This window comes from Streptomyces mesophilus (assembly GCF_040300965.1).
Taxonomy (GTDB): domain Bacteria; phylum Actinomycetota; class Actinomycetes; order Streptomycetales; family Streptomycetaceae; genus Streptomyces; species Streptomyces mesophilus_A.
The window spans coordinates 52,368-77,799 of sequence record NZ_JBEPEW010000024.1; the positions used below are offsets into that span (position 1 = coordinate 52,368).

Annotated in this window: 23 protein-coding genes; 16 read left to right on the forward strand and 7 right to left on the reverse strand. The window is 69.9% G+C overall.

Features of this window, described 5'->3' with window-relative positions; all coding sequences use genetic code 11:
* Positions 1-399: 399 nt before the first annotated feature.
* Positions 400-633 carry a DUF2180 family protein gene (locus tag ABT367_RS12115; protein ID WP_352252219.1) on the reverse strand — a complete coding sequence of 78 codons (234 nt, stop codon included), beginning with the start codon at positions 631-633 and terminating at the stop codon, positions 400-402.
* 353 nt (positions 634-986) lie between these two features.
* Here ABT367_RS12115 and ABT367_RS12120 point away from each other — a divergent pair, with 353 nt between their 5' ends.
* The 6 genes from ABT367_RS12120 (at position 987) to ABT367_RS12145 (ending at position 6,978) form a co-directional block, all read left to right on the forward strand.
* Entirely contained in the window at positions 987-1,229 is a 243-nt protein-coding gene (locus ABT367_RS12120; protein WP_352252220.1) for an SHOCT domain-containing protein, read from the forward strand.
* Positions 1,230-1,290: 61 nt separating this feature from the next.
* Entirely contained in the window at positions 1,291-3,093 is a 1,803-nt protein-coding gene (acsA, locus tag ABT367_RS12125; protein ID WP_352252221.1) for an acetate--CoA ligase, read from the forward strand.
* Positions 3,090-4,148: a pyruvate dehydrogenase (acetyl-transferring) E1 component subunit alpha gene (gene pdhA, locus ABT367_RS12130; RefSeq protein WP_352252223.1), complete on the forward strand. Its 1,059-nt coding sequence runs from the start codon at positions 3,090-3,092 to the stop codon at positions 4,146-4,148. Before acsA ends, pdhA begins: the two co-directional genes overlap by 4 nt.
* Positions 4,149-4,179: 31 nt before the next feature.
* The gene (locus ABT367_RS12135; protein WP_434975450.1) at positions 4,180-5,226 is read left to right on the forward strand and encodes an alpha-ketoacid dehydrogenase subunit beta; all 1,047 of its coding nucleotides are present in this window, start codon (positions 4,180-4,182) and stop codon (positions 5,224-5,226) included.
* Complete coding sequence (locus tag ABT367_RS12140; protein WP_352252224.1) at positions 5,219-6,733, forward strand: 2-oxo acid dehydrogenase subunit E2; 1,515 nt, start codon at positions 5,219-5,221, stop codon at positions 6,731-6,733. The genes ABT367_RS12135 and ABT367_RS12140 overlap by 8 nt, the downstream gene beginning before the upstream one ends.
* Positions 6,733-6,978, forward strand: coding sequence for an acyl carrier protein (locus ABT367_RS12145; protein ID WP_352252226.1), 246 nt, complete (start codon positions 6,733-6,735; stop codon positions 6,976-6,978). Before ABT367_RS12140 ends, ABT367_RS12145 begins: the two co-directional genes overlap by 1 nt.
* 67 nt (positions 6,979-7,045) lie before the next feature.
* Here the strand turns inward: ABT367_RS12145 and ABT367_RS12150 are convergent, their stop codons facing one another.
* The 5 genes from ABT367_RS12150 to ABT367_RS12170 all read right to left on the reverse strand — a co-directional run bounded on the left by ABT367_RS12150 (position 7,046) and on the right by ABT367_RS12170 (position 10,428).
* A complete protein-coding gene (locus ABT367_RS12150; RefSeq protein WP_352252228.1) occupies positions 7,046-8,041 on the reverse strand; it encodes a Gmad2 immunoglobulin-like domain-containing protein in 996 nt (331 codons plus the stop codon).
* Positions 8,042-8,177: 136 nt separating this feature from the next.
* On the reverse strand, positions 8,178-8,564 hold the full coding sequence (locus ABT367_RS12155; RefSeq protein ID WP_352252230.1) for a hypothetical protein: 387 nt from the start codon (positions 8,562-8,564) through the stop codon (positions 8,178-8,180).
* Positions 8,561-9,259, reverse strand: coding sequence for a DUF4389 domain-containing protein (locus tag ABT367_RS12160; protein WP_352252232.1), 699 nt, complete (start codon positions 9,257-9,259; stop codon positions 8,561-8,563). Before ABT367_RS12160 ends, ABT367_RS12155 begins: the two co-directional genes overlap by 4 nt.
* Before the next feature lie 40 nt (positions 9,260-9,299).
* Positions 9,300-9,446 (reverse strand): hypothetical protein, encoded by a 147-nt coding sequence (locus ABT367_RS12165; RefSeq protein ID WP_352252234.1) that lies wholly within the window; start codon positions 9,444-9,446, stop codon positions 9,300-9,302.
* A gap of 145 nt (positions 9,447-9,591) precedes the next feature.
* Complete coding sequence (locus tag ABT367_RS12170) at positions 9,592-10,428, reverse strand: universal stress protein (protein WP_352252236.1); 837 nt, start codon at positions 10,426-10,428, stop codon at positions 9,592-9,594.
* A gap of 226 nt (positions 10,429-10,654) precedes the next feature.
* Between ABT367_RS12170 and ppdK the strand changes: the two genes are divergently transcribed.
* The 5 genes from ppdK to ABT367_RS12195 all read left to right on the forward strand — a co-directional run bounded on the left by ppdK (position 10,655) and on the right by ABT367_RS12195 (position 18,479).
* Positions 10,655-13,321 (forward strand): pyruvate, phosphate dikinase, encoded by a 2,667-nt coding sequence (ppdK, locus tag ABT367_RS12175; RefSeq protein ID WP_352252238.1) that lies wholly within the window; start codon positions 10,655-10,657, stop codon positions 13,319-13,321.
* 136 nt (positions 13,322-13,457) lie between these two features.
* A complete protein-coding gene (gene ppk2, locus ABT367_RS12180) occupies positions 13,458-14,282 on the forward strand; it encodes a polyphosphate kinase 2 (protein ID WP_352252240.1) in 825 nt (274 codons plus the stop codon).
* 168 nt (positions 14,283-14,450) lie between these two features.
* Positions 14,451-14,891: a pyridoxamine 5'-phosphate oxidase family protein gene (locus tag ABT367_RS12185; RefSeq protein WP_352252241.1), complete on the forward strand. Its 441-nt coding sequence runs from the start codon at positions 14,451-14,453 to the stop codon at positions 14,889-14,891.
* A gap of 229 nt (positions 14,892-15,120) precedes the next feature.
* Positions 15,121-15,972, forward strand: coding sequence for a universal stress protein (locus ABT367_RS12190; protein ID WP_352252243.1), 852 nt, complete (start codon positions 15,121-15,123; stop codon positions 15,970-15,972).
* A gap of 125 nt (positions 15,973-16,097) precedes the next feature.
* The gene (locus tag ABT367_RS12195; protein ID WP_352252245.1) at positions 16,098-18,479 is read left to right on the forward strand and encodes a phosphoketolase family protein; all 2,382 of its coding nucleotides are present in this window, start codon (positions 16,098-16,100) and stop codon (positions 18,477-18,479) included.
* Between the two features lie 142 nt (positions 18,480-18,621).
* On the opposite strand, the gene ABT367_RS12200 is transcribed toward ABT367_RS12195, so the two are convergent.
* Positions 18,622-19,806 carry an MFS transporter gene (locus tag ABT367_RS12200; RefSeq protein WP_352252268.1) on the reverse strand — a complete coding sequence of 395 codons (1,185 nt, stop codon included), beginning with the start codon at positions 19,804-19,806 and terminating at the stop codon, positions 18,622-18,624.
* 272 nt (positions 19,807-20,078) lie between these two features.
* Here ABT367_RS12200 and ABT367_RS12205 point away from each other — a divergent pair, with 272 nt between their 5' ends.
* The 5 genes from ABT367_RS12205 to ABT367_RS12225 form a co-directional block, all read left to right on the forward strand.
* A complete protein-coding gene (locus ABT367_RS12205) occupies positions 20,079-21,692 on the forward strand; it encodes an ABC transporter substrate-binding protein (RefSeq protein ID WP_352252247.1) in 1,614 nt (537 codons plus the stop codon).
* Positions 21,689-22,663, forward strand: a complete 975-nt coding sequence (locus ABT367_RS12210; RefSeq protein ID WP_352252249.1) for an ABC transporter permease — start codon at positions 21,689-21,691, stop codon at positions 22,661-22,663. The genes ABT367_RS12205 and ABT367_RS12210 overlap by 4 nt, the downstream gene beginning before the upstream one ends.
* Entirely contained in the window at positions 22,660-23,553 is an 894-nt protein-coding gene (locus tag ABT367_RS12215; RefSeq protein ID WP_352252251.1) for an ABC transporter permease, read from the forward strand. The genes ABT367_RS12210 and ABT367_RS12215 overlap by 4 nt, the downstream gene beginning before the upstream one ends.
* Positions 23,550-24,584: an ABC transporter ATP-binding protein gene (locus tag ABT367_RS12220; protein ID WP_352252253.1), complete on the forward strand. Its 1,035-nt coding sequence runs from the start codon at positions 23,550-23,552 to the stop codon at positions 24,582-24,584. The genes ABT367_RS12215 and ABT367_RS12220 overlap by 4 nt, the downstream gene beginning before the upstream one ends.
* Positions 24,581-25,432, forward strand: an 852-nt coding sequence (locus ABT367_RS12225; RefSeq protein ID WP_352252255.1) for an ABC transporter ATP-binding protein, incomplete at its 3' end; no start/stop codon positions are given. The genes ABT367_RS12220 and ABT367_RS12225, both read left to right, overlap by 4 nt.

The following is a 25,432-nucleotide window of genomic DNA, read 5'->3' on the forward strand; positions in this document are numbered from 1 at the left end:
ACATTGGACGCGGATTTCTGGCAGATGTTCTTCACGTCGCTCGCTGTCGCGATGGTGGTCGTGTTCGTGGCCACCGCGGCGGCCGAGTGGCTTTACGACCGGGTGCACCAGCACCGTGGCGGTGGCGGTGGCCACGGACCGCGAAGGAGCCGGCAGGGACGGCCCGAGGGAACGCGGCCGAGTCCGAGTCGGCACCACGGAACCGGGGATACGCGTCGCGACCGTCGGGCGGTACACGCCGGGCATCAAACCTGACGGCGAGCCCAGAGTCCCAGGCGCTGCCTCGGAGCGTGGCGGGTTCCACCGTACGTAAGAGACCGGTTCCCGGGTGGGGGCGAGTCCCACCCGGGAACCGGTCTCTTACCGAAGCGTCCGAAGTGACCTGTGAACGACTCTGGTTCAGGCGGACCGGCGCCCCGCCATCGAGGGCTCGAACATCTCGCCCCGGTGGCACACGGTGCATGTGGCGTGGCGCGCCTTGTGCGGCCCGTAGGACACTCCGGTGCCGACGACGCGATGGGTCTCCTCGGTCGTGACGTGGGCGTGGCCGGTGCACACCGCGCAGCCGCAGTGTCGGCACACGATGACCGCGTCCACGGCCTCGCCGGCCTGTGCGCAGTCGTAGCACTTCATGTCGCTTTCCCCTCTCGCTCGCGAGACGGGTCTCCTGCTCGTCTTCGATGACATCGTGTCGCCGCCGGACTGGTGGTGACAGGGGCTGCCTGGGCCCTTGCCGAGGACGCGCGGCCCCTGCCCACGTGTCCTTGCGCCGTACACGGTGACGTATTGAGCCCGTTCGGCTCCCGGCAAGGGAAGTGCGGCCCGGGGCCGGGCCGGGGCGAGGGGTGTTCGGTGGAGATGACGGCACAGAGTGCGCCGGGCACAGCCGAGAATTGGGGGCGAGCACCGTGTGGTCGACAAGGTGGGGGCACGGGCCGGGAACGTCCGGCCATGCGATGAACGGTTGGGGCTGGCTGTTCGCTGGCTTGAGCAGCCTGTTGCTGCTCGTCCTGGTGGCCGCTGTGGTCGTCGCCGTCCTGCGATGGACGGGGCACCCCGCAGCAGGGACGACCGGGCACAGCCCGGCGCCGCCGACACCGCTGGAGATCCTTGCTCAGCGGTTCGCCCGGGGCGAGATCGACGAGGCCGCCTACCGCCGCGCCACCGCGGCCCTGCGCGAGCAGGACGCGGGTCCGGTCGGTCCGAGCAAGGGACCTTCGGCCCCTTAGCGGCATTGGTTCTTCGCAGAACGGTGGGAGCACAGGCATACCGTGCGAGGAGGGCAACGCCATGGCTCGAGAGGTCATCACCAAGCCGACAGGGACGGGCGTCACTCCCCGGCTCACCGACTACGCCCAGGCACGCGCGGAGTTCACCTGGGATCGTGCGCGCGCACACATGTCGGGCCTGCCCGGCGGCGGGCTCAATATCGCGTACGAGGCCGTCGACCGCCACGTCACCGAGGGGCGCGGCCGTCACACCGCCCTGCGCTGCGTGCGCCGTGACGGCTCGGTCGAGTCCGTGTCGTACCTCCAACTCGCCTTGCTCACGAACCGGTTCGCACAGGTGCTGCGCACCCTCGGAGTTGGGTGCGGCGACCGGGTCTTCACGCTGCTCGGCCGCTGCCCGGAACTGTTCACGGCCGTGCTCGGCACGCTCAAGAACACGAGCGTGCTGTGCCCGCTGTTCTCCGCCTTCGGCCCTGACCCGGTCGCCCAGCGGATGGGGCTCGGCAACGCCCGGGTCCTGGTCACCACGGAGGCGCTGTACCGGCGCAAGGTCGCGCCCGCCCGTGAACGCCTGCCCGAGCTGGAACACGTACTGATCGTCGGAGAGCGGAGCGGCGCGCTGCCGGGTACGGAGTCCTTCGACGAACTGATGGCCGACGCGTCCGAGAAGTTCACGCCGCTGCACACCGACCCCGATGAGATGGCGTTGCTGCACTTCACGAGCGGTACGACCGACGTGCCCAAAGGCGCGGTCCATGTCCACGATGCCGTGGTCGCCCACCACGTCACCGCTGCCTACGCCCTCGATCTGCACCCCGAGGACGTGTACTGGTGCACGGCCGACCCCGGCTGGGTCACCGGCATGTCGTACGGGATCATCGCTCCGCTCACCCACGGCGTGACCGTGGTCGTGGACGAGGGCGACTTCGACACGAGGCGCTGGTACCGGATTCTCGCCGAGCAGCGGGTCACCGTCTGGTACACCGCCCCCACGGCCGTACGCATGCTGATGCGCGCCACGCCCCGTGAGGGGTCGTACGACCTGCCGCGCTCCTACGACCTTTCGGCGCTGCGGTTCATCGCTTCCGTCGGGGAGCCGCTCAACCCGGAGGCGGTGGTCTGGGGACAGGACGTACTCGGTCTGCCCATCCACGACAACTGGTGGCAGACCGAGACGGGCTGCATCATGATCGCCAACTTCGCGGCCTGTCCGGTGAAGCCCGGCTCCATGGGGCGCCCCTTGCCCGGAGTCGAGGTGGCCGTACTGGCTCGCGGGGCCGACGGGCGCGCACTCCGTGATCCCTTGCGCGTGCTCGAAGGGCCCGATGAGGAAGGCGAGTTGGCGCTGCGGCCGGGCTGGCCCTCCATGTTCCGCGGCTATCTGCACGCCAAGGACCGCTACGCGGCCGCTTTCGCCGACGGCTGGTACCTGACCGGTGATGTGGTGCGCCGCGACGCCGACGGCTACTTCTGGTTCGTCGGCCGTGCCGACGACGTGATCAAATCCGCGGGCCATCTCATCAGCCCCTTCGAGGTGGAGAGCGCCCTGCTCGAACACCCCCTGGTCGCCGAGGCCGGAGTGATAGGCCGCCCCGACGACACCGCGGGCGCCATCGTCAAGGCCTATGTCTCCCTCAGTCCCGGGACCGAACCGAGCGACGAGGTGCGCCGCACGCTGCTGGCCTTCGCCCGCCGGCGCCTGGGACCCGCTGTGGCGCCCCGCGAGCTCGCGTTCGACCAGAACCTGCCGCACACCCGCAGTGGCAAGGTCATGCGGCGCCTGCTGCGCGCCCGTGAACTGGGCCTCCCCGAAGGGGACATCTCCACGCTGGAGACGCCTCAGGAACCGGAGAAGACGTCATGACCGCAGCCCGCAGGAAGCAGCTCGCCGACAGCACCGCAGGACTCGCGGTACCCGGTGCCCAGGCCCGTGGGGGCGTGGACGCCGCCGCCAAGCACCGCCGCGACCTCCTCGCCACCATGCTGCTGATACGCCGCTTCGAGGAGCGCTGCGTCGAGCTCTACAGCGCCGCGAAGATCCGAGGGTTCGTCCACCTCTACATCGGTGAGGAGGCCGTCGCGACCGGGGTGGGGGCGGCGCTCGATTCCGAGGACGCCGTCGTCTCGACGTACCGCGAACACGGCCACGCCCTCGCGCGAGGAGTGCCCGTCGCCGCGGTGATGGCCGAGATGTACGGCAAGTCCACCGGCTGCAGCGGTGGCCGTGGCGGTTCCATGCACCTCTTCGACGTGGCCCGCCGCTTCTACGGCGGCAACGCGATCGTCGGCGGCGGCATCCCGCTCGCCGCGGGGATCGCGCTGGCCGAGAAGATGCGCGGCGGACCGGGCGTGGTCTGCTGCTACTTCGGGGACGGGGCCTTCGCCGAAGGCGAGTTCCACGAGACCGCCAACCTCGCCGCCCTCTGGGACCTTCCGCTCCTGCTCGCCTGTGAGAACAACCTGTACGCCATGGGGACCCCGATCGCCGTGGAGCACGCCCAGACCGATCTGGCGATGCGCGCGGCGTCGTACGGGATGCCGGCCTGGGCCGTGGACGGCATGGACGTCCTGGCCGTCGAGTCGGCCGCCCGCCGTGCCGTGGACGGCATCCGCGCAGGCCATGGCCCGCACTTCCTGGAGCTGAAGACGTTCCGCTACCGCGCCCACTCCATGTACGACCCGGACCGTTACCGCGACAGGACCGAGATCGACCAGTGGCGTGCCCACGACCCGATCGAGGCGCTCACCGAACGGATGCGGGCGGACGGCGAGTTGGACGACGCCGCCTTCGAGGCACTCGACCGCGAGGCGAAAGCCGAGGTCGCCGACGCGGAAACGGCTGCCGAGACCGCGCCCGCAGAGCCCGTGGAGCAGCTGCTCCGTCATGTGCACACCGACCCGGCGGAGGCACGGTCATGAGGCCCACGAAGACGAAGGCGGAGGCACGGTCATGAGCCCCACGAAGACGAAGGCGAAGACGAAGCCGAGGACCGAGTCCAAGGCGGGCCCCACGCAGAAGACCACCTACCGCGAGGCGATGCGCGAGGCGATGCGCGAGGCCCTGTCGGCCGACGAACGGGTCTTCCTGATGGGCGAGGACGTCGGCAAGTACGGCGGCGCCTTCGGCGTGAGTCTCGGTCTGCTCGAGGAGTTCGGGCCCGAGCGGATACGCGACACCCCGCTGTCCGAGTCCGCGTTCACCGGCATGGGCATCGGGGCGGCGATCGCCGGCCTTCGCCCGATCGTCGAGATCATGACGGTCAACTTCAGTCTGCTCGCCCTTGACCAGATCCTCAACAACGCCGCCACCCTGCGCCACATGACCGGCGGACAGCTCTCCGTGCCCGTCGTGATCCGTATGACGACAGGTGCGGGCCGGCAGCTCGCCGCCCAGCACTCGCACAGCCTGGAGGGCTGGTACGCGCACATCCCGGGCATTCGTGTCCTGGCACCGGCAACCCTTGAGGACGCTCGCGGGATGCTCGCCGCGGCCCTTGCGGATCCCGACCCCGTGGTGATCTTCGAGCACGGTTCGCTGTACAACCTCTCGGGCGAGCTTGCCTCCCCTCGCGCCCCCGCGGACCTGACCACCGCGGCGGTCCGGCGTTCGGGGGACGACGTCACCCTCATCACGTACGGAGGCAGCCTGCCCAAGACCCTCGCCGCCGCCGATCTGCTCGCCGAACAGGACGGCATCAGCGCCGAGGTGATCGATCTGCGCTCGCTGCGGCCTCTGGACGACGCGACCGTCATGGCGTCCGTGGCCCGCACCCACCGGGCTGTCGTCATCGACGAAGCCTGGCGCACCGGCAGCCTGGCCGCCGAGATCTCGGCTCGCATCACCGAGCAGGCCTTCTTCGAACTCGACGCGGTCGTGGGGCGGGTGTGCAGTGCCGAAGTGCCTATCCCGTACGCCCGTCAACTCGAGGAAGCGGCTCTGCCGCAGGCGGCCGGGATCGCGGCGGCGGCTCGGGAGGCGGTGGGCCGCCATGGGTGAGTTCACGATGCCCTCCCTCGGCGCCGACATGGACGAGGGAACGCTCACCGAGTGGCTGGTGGCGCCCGGCGACACGGTGGCCAAGGGCCAGGTGATCGCCGTCATCGAGACGGCCAAGTCCGATATCGAGATCGAGTGCTTCGAATCCGGCACGGTGGTCGAGTTGTTGGCGGAACCCGGCGCGGTGTTGCCGGTCGGTGCGCCCCTAGCGATCATCGGGGCAGGTGACGCGGCGGTCGTGAGGGCGGCGGCACCGGATCCCGCGCCGCCGCAAGCTCCGGCCGAGGTGATGCCGGAGATCGAGTCGCCCCACAACGCCTCGGTATCCGGGTGGCAGAGCGCTGCCGAACCGCAGCCCGTACCCGGACCGTCCGAAACCAGGGCCGCGCCGCACACGGGCGCCGAGGGCGCAGGCCCGCTGCACATCGAGGCCGGGCCGCTGGTCCGGCACCTCGCCACCGAGCGGGGCATCGACCTTGCGGCGGTCCACGGCACAGGGCGTGGCGGCCGTGTCACCCGGGCCGACATCGAGCACGCCCGGCCGGTCGAGCAGCCGCCTCAAGACAAACCGGTCGAGCAGCCGCCTCAAGACAAAGCCGTCAGGGTGCGGGCCACTCCGTACGCCCGGCGCCTTGCTGATGAACTGCACCTGGATCTCGCCGGGTTGCGGGGCAGCGGGGAGAGCGGAGCGGTTCGTGCCGACGACGTCAAAGCCGCGCATGCGGCATGGACCGCAGCTCCGGTGCCCGTGTCCGTCGTACAGGAACCGGCACCGGACCGGATTCGCGACCCTGGCCCGGCCCGGACCCGAGAGCCGCCCGCCGACACGTCCGCCGACCGCCGGTCCGCAGCCATGCGTCGTGCCATCGCCGAGCTCATGGCCCGCTCCAAGCGCGAGATTCCGCACTACTACCTCGCCACCACCATCGACCTGGCCGCGGCCACGCAGTGGCTGCACACCCGCAACCGCGCCCTCTCCCCGAGCCGGCGTCTCGTCCCGGCGGCCCTGCTGCTCAAGGCCACGGCCCTCGCGGCCCGTCGTGTCCCGGAACTCAACGGGTACTGGCAGAACGACTCCTTCGCACCCGGCGAAGGAGCGCACCTCGCAGTGGCCGTATCGCTGCGGGGCGGCGGTCTACTCACTCCCGTGATCAAGAACGCCGACACCCTCCCGCCCGGGGAACTCATGGACAGGCTCAAGGACTTGGTGCGGCGCGCCCGCAAGGGGCGGCTCAGGGCATCGGAGGTTTCGGGGGCGACGCTCACCGTGACCAACCTGGGTGACCGGGGAACCGAGTCCGTCTACGGCGTGATCCATCCGCCGCAAGTGGCGCTGGTCGGTTTCGGCGCCGTCGTCGAACGCCCGTGGGCCGTGGACGGTTTGCTCGGCGTGCGTCCCGTCGTCACGGCCACCCTCTGTGCCGACCATCGCGCCACCGACGGCGCGATCGGAGCCCGCTTCCTGACCGCCGTCGACCGACTGCTGCAGCACCCCGAGGAGTTGTGATGAACCGCACCGAAACCATGGTCCTGGTCAAGGACTCCATCACCGAGATCGTGCCGGACGCCGACTTCACCGACGTCGGGCCGGACGACAAGTTCCGTGACGCTCTGGAACTCGACTCGCTGGACTTCGTCGGCCTGGTGGAGCTCCTCTCGGAGCGCACCGGCGTGCGGATCGACGAGGAAGACTATCCCGCGCTGACGACGCTCGCCGACGTCACGAACTTCCTGCTGACCCGCCAGAACTGAGCTCCGTCCTCATGGACCATCCCCGGCGCGACCGCCGTGCGCCGGGGATGCGTGTCGCGAACCGGTCTCACTTCTGCACGGTCAGCGGCACGGTGTCGACGACCACCGCCCGGCCGTTTTGGGGCGAGTAGTAGTACGCGGTCAGGACGCCAGGACCCGAGCGTGTGGCCTTGAACGGGACGGTCACGTCGAACGTTCCGCGCACACCGCTGCCCGAGGACGCGGTGACGAGCACGTCGGCGGCCCTGCGCCCCGCGGCATCCGTGACCTTCAGCCGGAACGTGGCCTCGAACGTGTTGGCACTGCCCCACACCCGGACCGGGCTTCGCACGGTGTCACCTGTCATCGGCGACTCGACCAGGATCTCAGGCGCCAGATCTTCGAAGTCGGCGCGCGAGACGGGGCGGTTGAGGACGATCCCCTCACCGCCGAGCGTCGTCACCGGCTTGCCGTCGAGCTCGAAGCGGACTTTGTGGACGGTGGCGGTGAAGACGACCTGGGCGACCCGGGCGCGCATGGACAGACTGCCGCCCCCGTCGTCGTACCGGCTGGAGAGATCCACGGTGGCGACGCGGCCCTCGACCGCGACGGAGCGCAGCACCGTGCCGGAGGGTATGGCCGTCGTACGTCCTTGCGCACGTTCCGTCCGGCTGGGCCCGGCCAGGAGGGCCCGCAGCGCTTCGGCGGCGGTCGCGGGGGCCCGCACCGTGCGCGTCACGGGCGACACCTGCTCGCCGTGGAGGAAGTACACGGCCGTACGGACCAGGCGCCGGCCCGGGGCCTGCGGCGATGCGGACGGTGGCGCGGACGAGGGCGGTGCCGAAGGAGCAGCGCTGTTGCCGGGGGTTGTCGCCCCCGGGGATGCGCTCGCACCGGGAGCCGTGCTTCCGGTGGCGCCGCCTGCGGCGGCCGTGTCCGAACCGGGAGTTCCCTGCGACGGGTTCGCGGACTCGCCCCCGCCGGCGCAGCCTGTAAGGGCGAGCGGCAGCAACAACAGAGTGGCGAAGGCCGTCCGGTGCAGTCGGCGGAAGCGTTCGGGCGTGATGCGGGCCTCGGTGCTCATGGCATCCTCCTGGGACACCTCAAGCAAACGCCGTAGGCGACCCGCGGGCCAAGTGCCGCGTGGTGCCCGTTGGGTGGCCGGATGGCACGTACCGCCGGTCCGTTCGGCGGTGTGGCGCCCTCCGGCGCCAGGTGCCTCAGTACAGGGAGGCGGGCCAGTACGCGTACACCGCGAGCAGTACGCCAGCGTCCAAAAGTACGCCCAGGGACAACCAGGGGTGGAACCAGAGGATCTTGAGCGCGAGCCCCACTACGGCGGCGCTGACCGCCGCTGTCGGCCAGTCCGCCGCTCCGGACGCCGCGGCCGCACCGGCGATGACGTACAGCATCGCGGCGACCGAGGCCAGCCCGATGGAGACCCGTCCCGCCCGAGCCTGCGGCAGCCCCGCGACCGCGAGCGCCCAGGAGTGCCGCGCGTCGAACGGCGGCCTGCTGCCCTCGTGTGCGGGGCCGGGCGGGGCCCACACCGGCAGGTGGATCAGGCCGTGAGCGATGAGGAAGGCCGCGAAGAGGGCCGTGATCATGACGTGAACTCCTTCCCCAGGTCGGCTCGGCCGGATTCGGATCCGCCCTGGACGAGCCGGAACGGCGGATAGACGTCCGTGAGCAGCGCGGCGTAGGCGGCCACCCGAAGGACCCATCGGTTCAAGCCCGTCACGAGGTCGAACAGGCCGTTCGGATAGCGTCCGGTGAAGGCGAGCGAGACTCCGGCGAACAGCACGAGCAGGCCGATGAGCCCGCCAGCGGCCCAGGGGACGCGGACGCCGCCGAGTAGGAAGCCGAGCACCAGATAGTGCGGGACGGCGAGCAGCCACCACTTCACCAGGACGTTTCCGCGCGAAAGGCGCTCGGGATACTCCAGCTCCCAGTGAGCCGGATAGTCCGGTACGTCAGCCAGGGTGAACGGCGGATAGCGATCGGTGGCGAGGGCTCCGTAGGCGTAATAGGAGACCCGCCAACTCCAGCGCAGAACACCGACGTTGAAGTCGAACAGGACACGCGGATAGCGCCCGGTGAAGAGCACGGCGAAGAACGCCACCACGCTCAGCGCGACGAACGCCACCCACAGGAACGCCAGGACGACGACGTGCGGCACCGCGAGCAGCCACTTCACCAGCCACAGCCACCGGGACAGCGGGTGATCGAGCGTGGCGGTGAGCCGGGCCGGGTGGCCGGGCTCGTGTTCCAGACGGGGGTTCTCGACGGTTTCGCCGATCATGGCGTACCCCTTCCTCTGTGGGTCGTTCCGTAGGGCGGGCTCAGTGGTAGCGGCGCTGACGGTCGATGGAGGCCATGAGGCCGAAGACCCCGGCGATCAGCAGGGCCCAGCCCACGACGGCCGCCGTCGCCCCGAAGATGAGAACGGCGCCGAGCACGGCTGCGGCTACCAGAACGAGCGTGGTCATGACGGCTGCCTCCTTGGGTGAACGCGATGCCTTGATACGAGCCTGCCGTCGACGCGGTCTTTGCCACCTGGTCCGTGTGGGTCCTCCTGGTGTCCGAGCAGCCCAGATGCGGGACCGACCGGCCCTCGCGCACGTGGCCGCGTGCTCAGGAAGGCACCACGGCCACCGGGCACTTGGTGTGCCGCACCAGCGCGTCCACTGCGGGGCCGAGGGCGTTGCCGCGGCGGCCCACCACGATCAGCTCCGCCCAGCGGGAGGCGCTGACCAGCGCCTGTGCGGGCGTGTGCAGGACGACATCCGGCAGGACGGGCACCGCGGGGTACTTGTCCCGCCAGGGCCGCAGCGCGTCGGCGAGCAGTTGCACCTCGTGGTTCTCCCATTCGGCCCGGTCCCTCGACGGCGGCGGGTACGGCATCCAGGGAGCGGCGGCCGACGGCAGGGCCCAGGCATGGATCGCGTGCAGCCGGACGCCGCGCTGCTGCGCCTCGTCGAAGGCGAAGTCGCAGGCCGCGTCGTCCGGTTCACGGGCGTCGACACCGAGGCTGACCTTGTCGGGACGAGGCCTCTGCTGCCCACAGGCGAGGCCGCTCGGGACCAGGACCACGGGCGTGGACGCCTGTTGTGCGACGGCCAGGGCTGTGGACCCGAGGGCGAGACCGGCGAATCCGCCGGAGCCGCGGGTGCCGACCACGAGCAGTTCGGCGGTGCCGGCGAACTCCGGCAGTGAGGGGGCCCCGGGGCCGGACAGGCGTACGCTCTCGATCTCCAATTCCGGGTGCCGGGCTGTCAGTTCTGTCACGGAGCGCTCGGGCATCGGCACGTGACGGTAGGGCCAGAAGTCCTCCGCCCTGTCCTCGGCCTGTGAAGCCGCGTACACGACCCGCAGCACCACTCCTCGTCGCAGTGCCTCCCTGGCCGCCCAGTCGGCTGCCGCGTTGCCGCGGGCAGAGCCGTCCACTCCTGCGATGACCGAACGGCGCATCGGGACCACCTCTTTCCACTCGGATCCAGGGGCCGTTGTCTCCCGGTCCCATCGTCGATACCCGGCCGCCGGGCGGACAGGGGCCGCGCGGACCCCGATGGGGCCGTCCGGCCCCCTGCCAACGGCGCGCGACGGCACGAGGGTGGAAGCGGCCCGCGAATTGCCGCGTGCCGTGCCCCGCGCCCGACGTGACGCCACAGCCGGAAACTGCAGGAGAGGCATTGCGATGACCCAGTACGTGTACGGATTCGCCGAGGGCCGACGTGAGATGGCCGACCTCCTCGGCGGCAAGGGCGCGAACCTTGCCGAGATGACCCGACTCGGCCTGCCCGTGCCACCCGGCTTCACCGTGACCACCAAGGCCTGCCGGGTGTTTCTGGAGACCGGCACGGAACCCGACGAGCTGGGTTTCGAGGTGGCCCGTGCGCTGGCCGCTCTGGAACGCGCGGCAGGCCGCACGCTCGGCGACTCGGCCGACCCGCTCCTCGTCTCGGTCCGCTCCGGGAGCCGCTACTCCATGCCCGGGATGATGGAGACGGTTCTCGACATCGGCCTGAGCGACGCCTCCGTCCAGGGACTTGCGAAGATCTCCGGACAGGAGCGCTTCGCCTGGGACTCCTACCGGCGCCTTGTGCAGATGTTCGGACACACCGTGCTCGGTGTGGACGCCGGCCTCTTCGAGCGCGCGCTCGAAGAGCGCAGGACCCTGCGCGGCGCCGCCGATGACCGCGACCTGGACGCGCAGGATCTCGCCCTGCTCACCGCGGAGTTCAAGGAGATCATCCACCGCACCACCGGCGAGGAGTTCCCACAGGACCCGGTGGAGCAGCTGCACAGAGCCCTGCGCGCGGTCTTCTCCTCTTGGCATGGCGAACGTGCCCACGTCTATCGCCGGCGCGAGCACATAGCCGACGACCTGGGCACCGCCGTGAACATCCAGGCCATGGTCTTCGGCAACCTCAGCCCGGACTCCGGCACCGGGGTGGCGTTCACCCGCGACCCGGCCACCGGCGCCCGCGGCATCTACGGCGACTACCTGCCGTACGCCCAGGGGGAGGATGTGGTGGCAGGCGTCCGCAATGCCGTGCCCCTGCAGGAGCTCGAGCGCCTCGACCCGCACTCGTATCTCGCGCTGGTCGAGCACCTGCGCACGCTGGAAGCGCACTACCAGGACCTGTGCGACGTGGAGTTCACCATCGAGCGCGGCCGGCTGTGGATCCTGCAGACCCGTGTCGGCAAGCGCACCGCCGAGGCTGCCTTCCGTATCGCCTCCGACCTCCTCGAGGAAGGTGTCATCGGACGCAGGGCGGCTCTCTCCCGGGTCGACGGCGATCAGCTGGCCCGGCTCATGTTCCCCCGCTTCGCCACCCGCCCCTCGGACGTCCCGCTGGCCCGCGGCATCGCCGCGTCGCCCGGCGCCGCCGTGGGCGCGGTCGTCTTCGACTCCGCCGAAGCCGTACGCAGGGCGGCCGCCGGCGAGCGGACCGTGCTCGTACGCCGCGAAACCACCCCGGACGATCTGCCCGGCATGATCGCCGCCGAGGCAGTGCTCACCAGCCGCGGCGGCAAGACCAGCCATGCCGCGGTCGTCGCCCGCGGCATGGGCAAGGTGTGCGTCTGCGGCGCCGAATCCCTCACCGTCGACCCCACCGCGCGCCGGCTCACCACGCCGGAGGGGGTGGTGGTCCGCGAGGGTGACGTCATCTCCGTCGACGGCACCAGCGGCACCGTCCATCTCGGCGCGCTTCCGCTCACCGACTCCGCCGTACGGCAGTCCCTGGAGAGCGGCGAACAGTCGGACCCCTTGAGCGTCGCCGTGGACCGGGCGCTGTCGCATGCCGACGCGGTACGCCGACTCGAAGTACGGGCGAACGCGGACACCCCCGAAGACGCGGCCTGCGCCCGCCGGTTCGGCGCCCAGGGAATCGGCCTGTGCCGAACGGAGCACATGTTCCTCGGTGAGCGCAAACACCTGGTCGAGGCCATGATCCTGGCGGTCGACGGCACGGCACGCGAGCAGGCGCTCGCCGCCCTGCTGCCGCTGCAGCGCGCGGACTTCACCGGGATCCTCGCCGCCATGGACGGACTGCCCGTCACCATCAGGCTCCTTGACCCGCCGCTGCACGAGTTCCTGCCGGACCGCACCGGATTGGCCGTCCGTATCGCCACATCGGCCGACCCCGACCCCCGTGACGTCCACCTGCTCGCTGCCGTGGAGCGTCTGCACGAGCGCAACCCCATGCTGGGACTGCGCGGGGTGCGGCTCGGCCTCGCCGTACCCGGCCTGGTCGCCATGCAGGTGCGCGCCATCGCGGAAGCCGTCGCGGACCGTATCCGGGACGGCGGCGACCCCCGTGCCGAGATCATGATCCCGCTCGTCGGCACCGTGGAAGAACTCCGCCTGGTCCGTACAGAGGCGGAGAGCGTCCTGAGCGAGGTGTTCGCTCGGACCGGCACCGAAGTCACGTGCCCCATCGGCACGATGATCGAACTGCCGCGCGCAGCCCTGACCGCGGGCCGTATCGCCCGCGCCGCGGACTTCTTCTCGTTCGGCACCAACGACCTCACCCAGACGACCTGGGGCCTGTCCCGCGACGACGCCGAAGCCTCGTTCTTCCCTGCCTATCTGGACAAGGGCATCTTCGCGATCTCGCCGTTCGAGTCACTCGACGAAGAGGGTGTCGGCCGTCTGATCACCCTGGCGGTCGAGGAAGGCCGCGCGGCCAACTCCCGTCTGGCGCTCGGAGTATGCGGCGAACACGGTGGCGACCCGGACTCCATCCACTTCTTCCACCGGGCAGGCCTCGACTACGTCTCCTGCTCGCCGTTCCGGATCCCGGCGGCCCGGCTCGAAGCGGGCAGGGCGGCTCTAGGCGAACCGCGCTCTCGGTAGGTGAAGCCCGCTGACTCGGTGACTCGCGTCCCGTAGCGTCGACGGTGCGGGGCGCACCCGTGTTTCGAAATGGGGCTAGTAGTGCGGTACTTGGGCGTGGCGCTGCGAGGAGTCGCGCGCATCAGGGAGACGTGCGATGGCAGGTAAGAAGGTCCGGACGTCGGGTGTCTCGACGTTGTCCCGTGCCGTGTACGAACGGGAGTTGCTGCGGCTGCAGATCCAACTGGTGGACCTGCAGGATTGGGTACAGGCCGAGGGAATCCGCTTGGTCGTCGTCTTCGAGGGCCGGGACGCGGCGGGCAAGGGCGGCACGATCAAGCGCGTCGCCGAGCACCTCAACCCCCGCATCGCCCGGATCGTCGCGCTGTCGAAGCCCACCGAACGCGAGCGAACGCAGTGGTACTTCCAGCGCTACGTCGAGCAGCTGCCCGCCGCCGGCGAGATCGTGCTGTTCGACCGCAGCTGGTACAACCGGGCCGGCGTCGAGCACGTCATGGGCTTCTGCACCAAGGAGGAGCACCAGCGCTTTCTGCATCAGTGTCCGATCTTCGAGCGGATGCTCATCGAGGACGGGATCCTGCTGCGCAAGTACTGGTTCTCGGTGAGCGACGCCGTACAGGAGGAACGCTTCCGAAAGCGGATGACGGACCCCACCCGGCGCTGGAAACTGTCTCCGATGGACCTGGAGTCGTACACCCGGTGGGAGGCGTACTCCCGGGCCAAGGACGAGATGCTGGTGCACACCGACATCGCCGAGGCGCCTTGGTACGTCGTCGAGAGCGACGACAAGCGCCGGGCCCGGATCAACATGATCGCCCACCTGCTGGCGAGCGTGCCGTACCAGGTGACCCCGCGCCCGGCGACGGAGCTGCCGCGACGGCCGGCCGCCACGGGGTACGAGCGGCCGCCGCGTGACCTGCAGACGTATGTGCCGGATCATTCGGCCGGACTCGGTGGGTGAAGCTTCCCCGCCGGCAGTCGACGGCGAGCCTTGCCCGAGTGGACTGGGAGCGGGGCCGCTCTCCGATGCGCCGGGGCCCTTTGGCCCCTGATTCGCGGTCATCGACCGACTCAAGGTGAGGGTGGGGGACGGCTGTCCCTCCGCACCGGGCGAAGGAGGGGCCGGCCCATGTACGCCAATGATGGATTCCGCGAACTAGGGCTGCGGGAGTGCTTACGGCTGATGGCCACGGTGCCGGTTGGTCGCATCGTCTATACGCGGTATGCCCTGCCTGCTGTGCTGCCGGTCAATTTCGGTCTGGATGCCGACGGGGCGGTGGTGCTGCGTACCTCGGCGAGCTCGGACCTTGTGCGCGCGGTCAACGGGGCCGTGGTTGCCTTCGAGACCGATCAGTTCGATACGGTCCGGCACGCCGGCTGGAGCGTTGTCGTCACGGGCACTGCCGCTGTCATGAGGGATCCAGAAGAGCACGAGCGCCTGGTCCGCAACATGCCGGTTTCTTGGGTTCCCTGTGCGCAGGAAGTCTTCATACGCATCGAGCCCGAAGTGGTCAGCGGTCGGGAGCTGGTGGGCGGGGGACCCATGCACGGGGTGGGCCTCAGCGCCTGAGCGCTTTGCGCCGCCCGCCTGTCCCGCTCCATCTCGTCGCGCTTGGACCGGCTCCGGACGCCCCGATGGCGTAGGGCCGTTCGGCGTGACAACAGGTCCCGTCGGCCCCTGCTCGTGCCGCGCGAGGACGACGAGCATCTGCCATGGAGCCGCGCTTGAAGGTGCGCCCAGCGGTCACGTCAGCGAGTCGCCTACAGCGCGACCCCCCTGCGAGGCGCAACCCGTGTGCATGGACGAGAAGAGGAAGACGATGCCTCACCATCAGGTACTGATCGGAGTGGACGGCTCACTGGTCGCTGTAAGAGCCTTGGACAGGGCCGCTGAGGAAGCGGTGCGGCGAGGCGCAGAGTTACGAATCGTCTGTGCCGTCGCCGATCTCGCCGAGGCGGAACCGGTGCTGGCTTCGGCCGCCTCCCGGGTTCGCGCGCGTCATCCCCGTCTGCCGATGGTGCTCAAGGGCGTGGAAGGCGGTGCCGTCAAGGTGCTGGCACGCGAGAGCTGGACCGCGGTATTGACCGTGGTGGGCACCCGCGGGTTCGGTGCTGTCAGCGGTTTGCTCGCCGGATCGGTGAGTTGGCGCCTGACCGCGAGCGTGCGCGGTCCTCTGCTGGTTGTCCGTGGGGCACACCCGGAAGGCCAGGGTGGTTCCGTCCTGCTCGGGCTCGAGGACCAGGCTGACGCGCCCGCGGCCAGGTTTGCCTTCCAGGAGGCTGCACGACGCGGGGCCCGGTTGCGCATCCTGCACGTGCCGATACACCGCCACACCACGCCTGAACTGCCACCGCTGCTGGCCACAACCAGTGCCGGACAGGCGCGCCAGGTGCGGACGGAGCCGACGGAGGCCGCTGTGCCGCAGTTCGGTACGGCTCAACTGAGGGAGCAGTTCCCCGGAGTGGAGGTGGACTGTCAGACGGTTCGCACGCGCCCCGCCGACGCCTTGCTCTCAGGCAGTCGCGATGCCGATGTTGTGGTCATCGGAATGCGGCGGCGTTCCCGTCGGCTCGGTCCGCAGATCGGCTCCGTCGGACACGCCCTGCTCCAACACGCACACTGCCCCGTGGTGTTGGTGCCGACGACATGAAGGCGGGCCGACGTGGCCTACGGATGGCCCAGTCGGCCCTGTCGGCTGCCGGATGGGTCGGGAAGTGTGGGAAGTACGTACGGACCCGCATGCACCTCGGACCGACCCGACCGAAGGGAACACCGATGTCCGTCGACACTCCGCAGCCGTCCGCGCCGCTCACCGATGAAGAGCTGGGGACGCTGGACGCTCACTGGCGCGCCGCGAACTACCTTGCCGTCGGCCAGATCTACCTCATGGCGAACCCGCTGCTGTCCGAGCCGCTGCGCGCCGAGCACGTCAAACCGCGGCTGCTCGGCCACTGGGGCACTTCGCCCGGGCTCAACCTGGTCCACACGCACCTCAACCGCGTCGTCAAGGCACGCCGCCAGGACGCCCTGTGCATCTGGGGACCGGGCCACGGCGGCCCCGCGGTCCTTGCCAACTCCTGGCTGGAGGGCACCTACAGCGAGACCTATCCCGACATCTCCCGGGACGCCGCCGGCATGGAGAGGCTGTTTTGCCAGTTCTCCTTCCCCGGGGGTGTGCCCAGCCACGTGGCACCCGAGACCCCCGGCTCGATCCACGAGGGTGGCGAACTGGGCTACGCGCTGTCCCACGCCTACGGAGCCGCCTTCGACAACCCGGAGCTCCTCGTCGCCTGCGTGATCGGCGACGGCGAGGCGGAGACCGGACCGCTGGCCGCCTCGTGGCACTCCACGAAGTTCCTCGACCCCGTGCACGACGGCGCGGTCCTGCCGATCCTGCACCTCAACGGCTACAAGATCGCCAACCCCACGGTCCTGTCCCGCCTGCCCGAGGCCGAACTCGACGCCCTGCTCAAGGGATACGGCCACCAACCGATCTACGTCAGCGGCGACGAGCCCCTGACGGTGCACCGGGCCATGGCCGCCGCGATGGACGAAGCACTGGATCTCATCGCCGCCCGGCAACGCGGCGCGAGGGAGGACGGTGTGTCCGAGCGGGCACCCTGGCCGATGATCGTGCTCCGCACCCCGAAGGGCTGGACCGGACCGGCAGAGGTGGACGGGCTGCCCGTGGAGGGGACCTGGCGCTCCCACCAAGTGCCCTTGTCCGGCGTGCGGGACAACCCAGAGCACCTGAGGCAGTTGGAGACATGGCTGCGCTCGTACAAACCCGAGGAACTGTTCGACGAGGACGGCAGGCCCCGCGAACGTGTGCTGGCCTGCGTCCCCGGCGGTGCCCGCCGCTTGGGCGCCACCCCGCACGCCAACGGCGGATTGCTGGTCCGCGAACTGCCGCTCCCTCCGCTGGAGCGCTTCGCCGTGCCCGTGGACAAGCCCGGTGCGACGCTGCACGAGCCGACCCGTGTGCTCGGCGATCTGCTGGAGCACGTCATGCACGCCACGCGCGAGCGGCGCGACTTCCGTCTGGTGGGACCGGACGAGACGGCCTCCAACCGGCTTCAGGCCGTCTTCGGCGCCAGCGGCAAGGCATGGCAGGCACAGACCCTCCCGGTGGACGAGCACCTGGACCGGCACGGCCGCGTCATGGAGATCCTGTCCGAACACACCTGCCAGGGCTGGCTGGAGGGCTATCTGCTGACCGGACGGCACGGGCTGTTCTCCTGCTACGAGGCGTTCGTGCACATCGTCGACTCGATGGTCAACCAGCACATCAAGTGGCTTCGCGTCACGCGCCGCCTGCCCTGGCGCGCCCCGATCGCGTCCCTCAACTACCTGCTCACCTCACATGTATGGCGCCAGGACCACAACGGCTTCTCCCACCAGGACCCCGGGTTCATCGACCACATCATGAACAAGAGCCCGGAGGCCGTCCGGGTCTACCTGCCGCCGGACGCCAACACCTTGCTCTCGGTCGCCGATCACGCACTGCGCAGCAGGGACTACGTGAACGTGATCGTGGCCGGGAAGCAGCCCTGCTTCGACTGGCTGCCGATGGAGCAGGCGAAGGTGCATTGCGCGCGTGGCGCGGGGATCTGGGAGTGGGCCGGCACGGAGAACGGCCGCGAACCGGATGTCGTGCTGGCCTGCGCCGGTGACGTGCCCACCCAGGAGGTGCTCGCCGCGGCGCAGCTCCTACGCCGCCACTTGCCGGACCTGGCCGTCCGCGTGGTGAACGTGGTCGACATCGCCCGGTTGCTGCCCAGCGAGGAACATCCGCACGGCATGAGCGACTTCGAATACGACGGCCTGTTCACCGGGGACAAGCCGGTGATCTTCGCCTATCACGGCTACCCGTGGCTCATCCACCGCCTCGCCTACCGGCGCTCGGGTCACAAGAACCTCCATGTGCGCGGCTACAAGGAGATCGGGACGACGACCACACCGTTCGACATGGTCGTCGGCAACGACCTCGACCGCTTCCGCCTGGTCATGGACGTCATCGACCGCGTCCCCGGACTGGCGGTGCGCGCGGCATCCGTACGGCAGAAGATGGAGGATGCCCGGCTGCGCCATCGTGAGTGGATCCGTGTGCATGGCGTGGACCTGCCGGAGATTACCGAGTGGTCCTGGGAAGGCTGAACTGCCACTTCAGGGCCGCCGTGTCAGGACGGCGACGGGATCCGCATCGGATGGCGGGCGTCGAGCGGACGAGGAGCGTCCCGACTAGTGACTCGTAGACCATTTGCGGGACACACCTCAAGCGTTGTTGCTTTCCGTGCAATCACCGCCGAGTCGTGTAGCCGATGACTGCGGCGACGCCGGCAAGGGCGGCGACGCTGGTCAGCGCGATCGGCAGCGTGAACCAGTCCGCCATGAACCCGATGGCGGGCGGTCCGAGGAGCATGCCGCCGTAGCCGAGGGTGGAGGCGGTGGCGACGCCGTTGGGGCCGGCTGCTGCGCCGGCGCGTTCGACTGCGACGGGGAAGAGGTTGGCGAGGCCGATGCCGGTGATGGCGAAGCCGATGAGGGCGAGCCAGGTGGTGGGGGCGAGGGCGCCCAGGAGCATGCCGGCGGCGGCGGTGGCCCCGCCCACGACGATCACCCGGGTCTGGCCGAGGCGTTCGAGGAGGGTGGTTCCGCTGAGGCGGCCGAGCGTCATGGCGCCGGCGAAGAGGGAGTAGCCGGCGGCTGCCATTCCGGGGTGGGCGTTGAGGTCCTGTTCGAGGTGGAGGGCGCCCCAGTCGGCGAGTGCCCCTTCGCCGAATGCGGTGCACAGGGCGATGAAGCCGAAGATCAGGACGAGTCGGCGGGTGCGGGCGTCGAGGCGGCGCGGGGCGTTGCCCTTGTCCGGTTGATCAGTTGGGGCCGCCGGGGGTGACAGCCGCAGGAGGGCGGGCCCCGCGATGGCCGTGACGAGCAGGCCGATCAGGGTGAGGCCGAGCAGGTGGCGGGTGGGGGAGAGGGAGCCGGCGATCAGCCCGCCGACTCCGGCGCCGACCATGCCGCCCAGGCTGAACGCCGCGTGGAAGCTGGGCATGATCGGGCGCCGCATGGCGGCCACGAGGTCGACGGCCGCGCTGTTGAAGGCGACGTTGATGCCTCCGTACGCCGCACCGAAGACCAGCAGCACCGCGGCCAGCGCCGCCACCGAGTGCGTCAGCGGCGGCAGTGCGACGCTCAGCGAGAGCAGCACCGCGCAGACGACCGTCACCGGATGGCTGCCGTAGCGGCGGCAGAGCCGGCCCGTGAACACCATCGTGATGACGGCGCCGACCGACACACCGAGCAGCGCGAGTCCGAGCGCGCTCGACGAGGCGCCGGTCTGCTCCTTGATCGCAGGGATGCGTACGACCCAGCCCGCGAAGATGAATCCGTCGAGGGCGAAGAAGACGGTCAGGACGATGCGCAGGCGCGTGAGGTCCGATGGCTTGGTGGTGTCGGCAGATCCGGACGTGAGTTTGTTCATTGTCGGCACAAAATACAGCGTAGAGGTGTGGGCGGTTCCGGACAAGGGGGATTCGCCGGTCTTCTAAATGGGATACCAAAGACTCGAACAAGTAACGATCATCCATGATGTGGAAGTGGCTAATGCTCCAATTCGCCCGGAAAATATGGGGCGTTCATGAGCGAATCGACCACCGTGTCCATCAGTTGAAACACCTCTGCGGTATACCGTGACGGCCTTCAGCGCGGCCCGACCGGGCCTGCGCCCCTGCTCGTGTAAGGAGGTGTGGTCCCGTGCGTCGCCTACCTGCCGTGCTCGCGGCGGCCGCATTGCTGACGCTGGCCACCGGCTGCGGTTCGCTCGCTCCGCCCGGCCAGAAGACCGCCGCGGAGCCCCGGCTCAAGGATTCCCGACCCGTACGAGACGGTGGCACGGCCGTGATCGGCCTCAAGTCGGACCCCGACATGCTCGATCCGAGCCTCACCGGCACCCTGGTCGCCCGCACCGTGTTCACCTCCATGTGCGAGCAGCTCTACGACGTGGACCAGAACAACCGGTTCGTGCCCCAACTCGCCTCCTCCCTGCCGAAGATCAGCAACGGCGGCAGGACCTTCACGTTCGACGTACGGCGTGACGCACGCTTCAGCGACGGCGCCAAGCTCGACGCGCACGCCGTGAAGGTCTCCCTCGACCGGCATCTGCACCTCAAGGGCTCGGGCCGCGCCTCGGAGATCGACTCCGTGGAGAAGGTCGAGGCGATCGCCCCGTACACCGTGCGCCTCACGCTCGAGCACGCCGACACCCCGCTGCTCGGCCGGCTCGCCAACACCGCGGGCCTGGTCATGTCGCCCAAGGCGATCGAGAAGTACGGCAGGAACTTCGCCGCGCACCCTTCCTGTGTCGGCCCGTTCAAGTACGACAAGCGCGTCATCGGCGACCGGATCGAGCTCAAGAAGGATCCGCTGTACTACGACGCGGACAAGGTCCACCTCGACGGCGTCACGTACAAGACCATCACCGACGGCAATATCCGCCTGGCCAATCTGCGCTCAGGCGATGTGCAGCTGGGCGACCAGATGGGCCCCGTCGAGGTCAAGAGCGCCATGGGCGACAAGGACCTGCAACTGCTCAACACCCCCTCGCTCGGCTATATGGCGCTCACGTTGAACGTCGGCAACAGCGACGGCATCGACAAGCCGCCCGGCAAGGTCGACACCCCCTTCGCCCGCGATGTGCGGGTGCGGGAGGCCTTCGATCTCGCCCTCGACCGGAAGCTGATCAACAAGGTCGTCTTCCAGGACATGTACGAGCCCGCGTGCGGCCCCGTACCGCCGGGCACCCCGCTCAGCACGCCGATCACCTGTCCCGGTCGCGATGTCGAGAGGGCGAAGCAGCTCCTGAAGGAGGCCGGGGTGAAGACGCCGGTGCCGCTGGAACTCATGATCAACACGACGCCGGAGGACAACCGGCTCGGACAGGTCGTGCAGGCCATGGCCAAGGAGGCGGGCTTTGATGTGCGGCTGCGGCCCACCGAGTTCGCCACCGGGCTCACCCGCACCCTGGCCGGTGATTTCCAGGCCCGGACGGGCGGTTGGGGCGGTCAGCCCGATCCGGCCGGCAACATCGACAGCCTCGTCGGCACCCACGGCAGCAACAACCAGGGCAAGCTCTCCGACCCGGAGATCGACCGCCTGATCGCCGCGGGGCGCTCCACGGCCGATGTGTCCAAGCGCCGTGAGATCTACCGCCAGTTGACCGAGGCCATCAACAAGCAGCACTCGGTCATCTACCTCTACCGCAACATCAACTACGCCGTCGCGTCCCAGGACATCAGCGGGATCGCGCTCTCCGGCGACGGCCTCATCCGCGTCAAGGAAGCCGGCTATGTGAAGGGGGCTCAGGGATGACCACCGCCCGCAAGTGGCTCACCTCGTACCCGGGCCGCCGCATCGGCCAGGCCCTGCTCACCATGGTCCTGGTCTCGATCACCGTCTTCGCGGGCGTACGGGCGATGCCCGGCGACACCGCGCAGGCCATGGCCGGCGAACAGACCGATCCGGCGGTACTCGCGGCGATCCGCGAGGAGTACGGACTGAACGACAACATCATGGTCCAGTACTGGAACTACGTCAGCCACGCGGTCACCGGCGACTTCGGTACGTCGGCCCGCAGCGGACTGCCGGTCCTGGACTCGATCCTCGACGCCCTGCCCATCACCCTCGAACTCGCCGCGCTCGCCCTTCTGTTGGCGATCACCCTCGGCATCGGCGCCGGTATCGTCGCGGCCGTCCGGCGCGGGAAGCCCGAAGAGTGGCTGGCCAACGGCATCGCGCTGCTCGGGATGTCGGTGCCGACCTTCTGGCTCGGCATGCTCCTGGTGCTCGCGTTCGCCATCGCCGTCCCGGTGTTCGCGGCCTCCGGCTTCGTACCGTTCGGGCAGGACCCGCTGGAGAACCTGCGCCGGCTCGTGCTGCCGGCGATCGTCCTCGGCTCCGGACTCGCGGCCGTCGTGATGCGGCAGACCCGCGCCGCGATGCTCGACGCCCTCTCCTCGGACTACGTGCGTACCGCGCGGGCCAAGGGCCTGTCCCGGCGCGCGGTCATCGGCTCGCACGCCCTGCGCAACTCGCTGGTCACCGTGATCACGGTGCTCGGTCTGCAGCTCGGCCAGCTGATCTCCGGCGCCGTGGTGACGGAGCAGGTCTTCGTCCTTCCGGGATTCGGCAAGCTCACCATCGACGCGGTCTTCACCCGTGACTACGCCATGGTGCAGGGCGTCGTGCTCTTCACCTCGGCCGCGTACATCCTGATCAATCTCCTGGTCGACCTCCTCTACTCGGTCGTGGACCCGCGTATCCGTCTTGGAGGCTCCCGATGACGGCCGCCGTCGACACCGCTCCCGTCGTGACCGCCGCGGTCAAGTCCCGGGGGCGCGCATCCGACGCCTGGCGCAGGCTGCGCCGCAACCGCCTCGCGCTGACCGGCGCGATACTCGGCGCGCTGTTCGTGTTCGTCGCCGTGTTCTCCTCGCTGCTCACGCCGTACGATCCCGCGCAGCCCGACTTCGACAACGTGCTCGCGCCGCCCAGCTGGGACCACTGGCTGGGCACCGACGACCTCGGCCGCGACCAGGTCTCCCGTGTCCTGGTCGGCGTGACCGCGTCGATGCAGGTCGGCGTGCTCGCGGTGGCGCTCGCGTTCGTGGTGGCGGTACCGCTGGGTCTGCTCGCGGGCTATTACGGCAAGTTCGCGGACACCGTCGTGTCGCGGCTGACGGACACGATGCTGGCCTTCCCGTTCCTGGTCCTCGCCGTCGGCCTCGCCGCGGTGCTCGGACCGTCCCTGAAGAACGCGACGATCGCGATCGGAATCTCGCAGATCCCGGCGATCGTCCGGATCACCCGGGCCGAGACCCTGCGCCTCAAGCACCTCGACTACGTGGGCGCGGCCGTCGCGAACGGTGGCGGTGACGGCACGATCCTGTTCCGGCACATCCTGCCCAACGCCACCTCGGCGCTGATCGTGCAGGCAACCGTCGGCATCCCCTCGGCGATCATCGGCGAGGCGGTGCTCAGCTTCCTCGGCCTCGGTGTGCAGCCCCCGTCCCCGTCGCTCGGCGTGATGCTCTCCAGCGCCCAGCCGTTCATCGCCAACGCCCCCTGGATGGCGGTCTTCCCCGGCCTGGTCATCGTGCTCGCCACGCTGGCGTTCAACCTGCTCGGCGACGGCGTACGCGACATCCTCGACCCCCGTGGAGGCTCCCGATGACCGCCCCCGCATCCGCACCCGCGCCTCAGGACGTGAAGAGCCAACCGGTGCTCAGTGTCCGCGACTTGACGGTCGACTTCGTGGGCCCGGACGACACCGTGCACGCCGTGGACGGTGTCTCCTACGACCTCGCGCCCGGTGAAGTCCTCGCCGTGGTCGGCGAGTCCGGCTGCGGCAAGTCCGTCACGTCGATGGCCGTGATGGGTCTGCTGCCGCCGACCGCCCGTATCGGCGGATCCATCACGCTCGACGGACAGGAACTCGTCGGCGCGGGCGAACGGACGTGGCGCTCCCTGCGCGGCCGCCGCCTCTCGATGATCTTCCAGGAGCCGATGACCTCGCTCAACCCGGTCCTCACCGTCGGCCGGCAGATCGGCGAAGTCCTCGTACGCCACCAGAAATTGAGCAAGAAGGAGGCCCGTGCGCGCGCCGTCGAACTGCTCGACCTGGTCGGTATCCCGGCCCCCGCGCGGCGGGTCGACGAGTACCCGCATCAGCTCTCCGGTGGTATGCGCCAGCGCGTGATGATCGCCATCGCGGTCGCCTGCGACCCGGCCGTGCTGATCGCAGACGAGCCGACGACCGCGCTCGACGTCACGGTGCAGGCCGGCATCCTCGACGTACTCAAGTCGCTGCGCGAAAGGCTCGGCACCGCGATCGTGCTCATCACGCACGACCTCGGCGTCGTGGCCGAGACCGCCGACCGCGTGCTCGTCATGTACGCGGGCCGGCCGGTCGAACAGGCCCCGGTGGACGAGCTGTTCGCCTCGCCCTCCCACCCGTATACGAAGGGGCTCCTCGGCGCTGTACTGCGCCCCGGCAGCCGTACGAAGGACGGACGCGCACGGCTCAACGAGATCCCGGGCCTCGTGCCCGACCTGCGGGCGCAGCCCGACGCCTGCTCGTTCGCACCGCGCTGCGCGTTCGCGCAGGACGACTGTCTCGGCGGACGGCCGCCGCTGCGGACCCTGTCCGGAGCGCACCGGATCGCCTGCCACCACCCCGTGACGGAAAAGGAGGTCTCCCGATGACCGCGACCCCGGCAAGCGACGTCCGTACCCCGGCCCAGGACGTGCGCACCCCGGTCCTGGACGTCCGCGACCTCCAGCGACATTTCCCCGCCCCGTCCGGCAGCGTCCGCGCCGTCGACGGGGTCTCGCTCACCATCGGACCCGGTGAAGTCGTGGGTCTGGTGGGGGAGTCGGGCAGCGGCAAGTCGACCGTGGGCCGCTGCGTGGTCCGCCTCGACACCCCGACCGGCGGCGAGGTCCTCATCGACGGGACGGATGTCACGACCCTGTCCGCCCGGCAGATGCGGCCGCTGCGCAAGAAGGTCCACCTGGTGTTCCAGGACCCTTCCTCGTCGCTCAATCCGCGCATGACCATCCGCCAGATCATCGCCGAACCGCTGCGCCTGCACGGTCTCGCGACCCGCGCCGAAGCCTCGGCACGCGTCGACGAACTCCTGCGGCAGGTGGGCCTGCGCCCCGAACTGGCCGACCGCAACCCGCACCAGCTCTCCGGCGGTCAGCGTCAGCGCGTCTCCATAGCGCGCGCCCTGTCCGTGGAGCCGGCGCTGCTCGTGGCCGACGAACCGACCTCGGCCCTTGACGTCTCCGTGCAGGCCTCGGTGCTCAACCTGCTCGCCGATCTGCAGAAGGAGCGCGGCTTCGGCTGTCTGTTCATCACGCACGACCTGGCCGCGGTGGAGTACCTCGCGGACCGGATCGCCGTGATGTACCTCGGGCGGATCGTCGAACAGGCCCCGGCCGCCGAGCTGTTCGCGGATCCCAAGCACCCGTACACCCAGGCGCTGCTCTCGGCGGCGCCCGTGCCCGACCCGCGGGCGTCGCGCGAGCGGATCGTGCTCGGCGGCGAC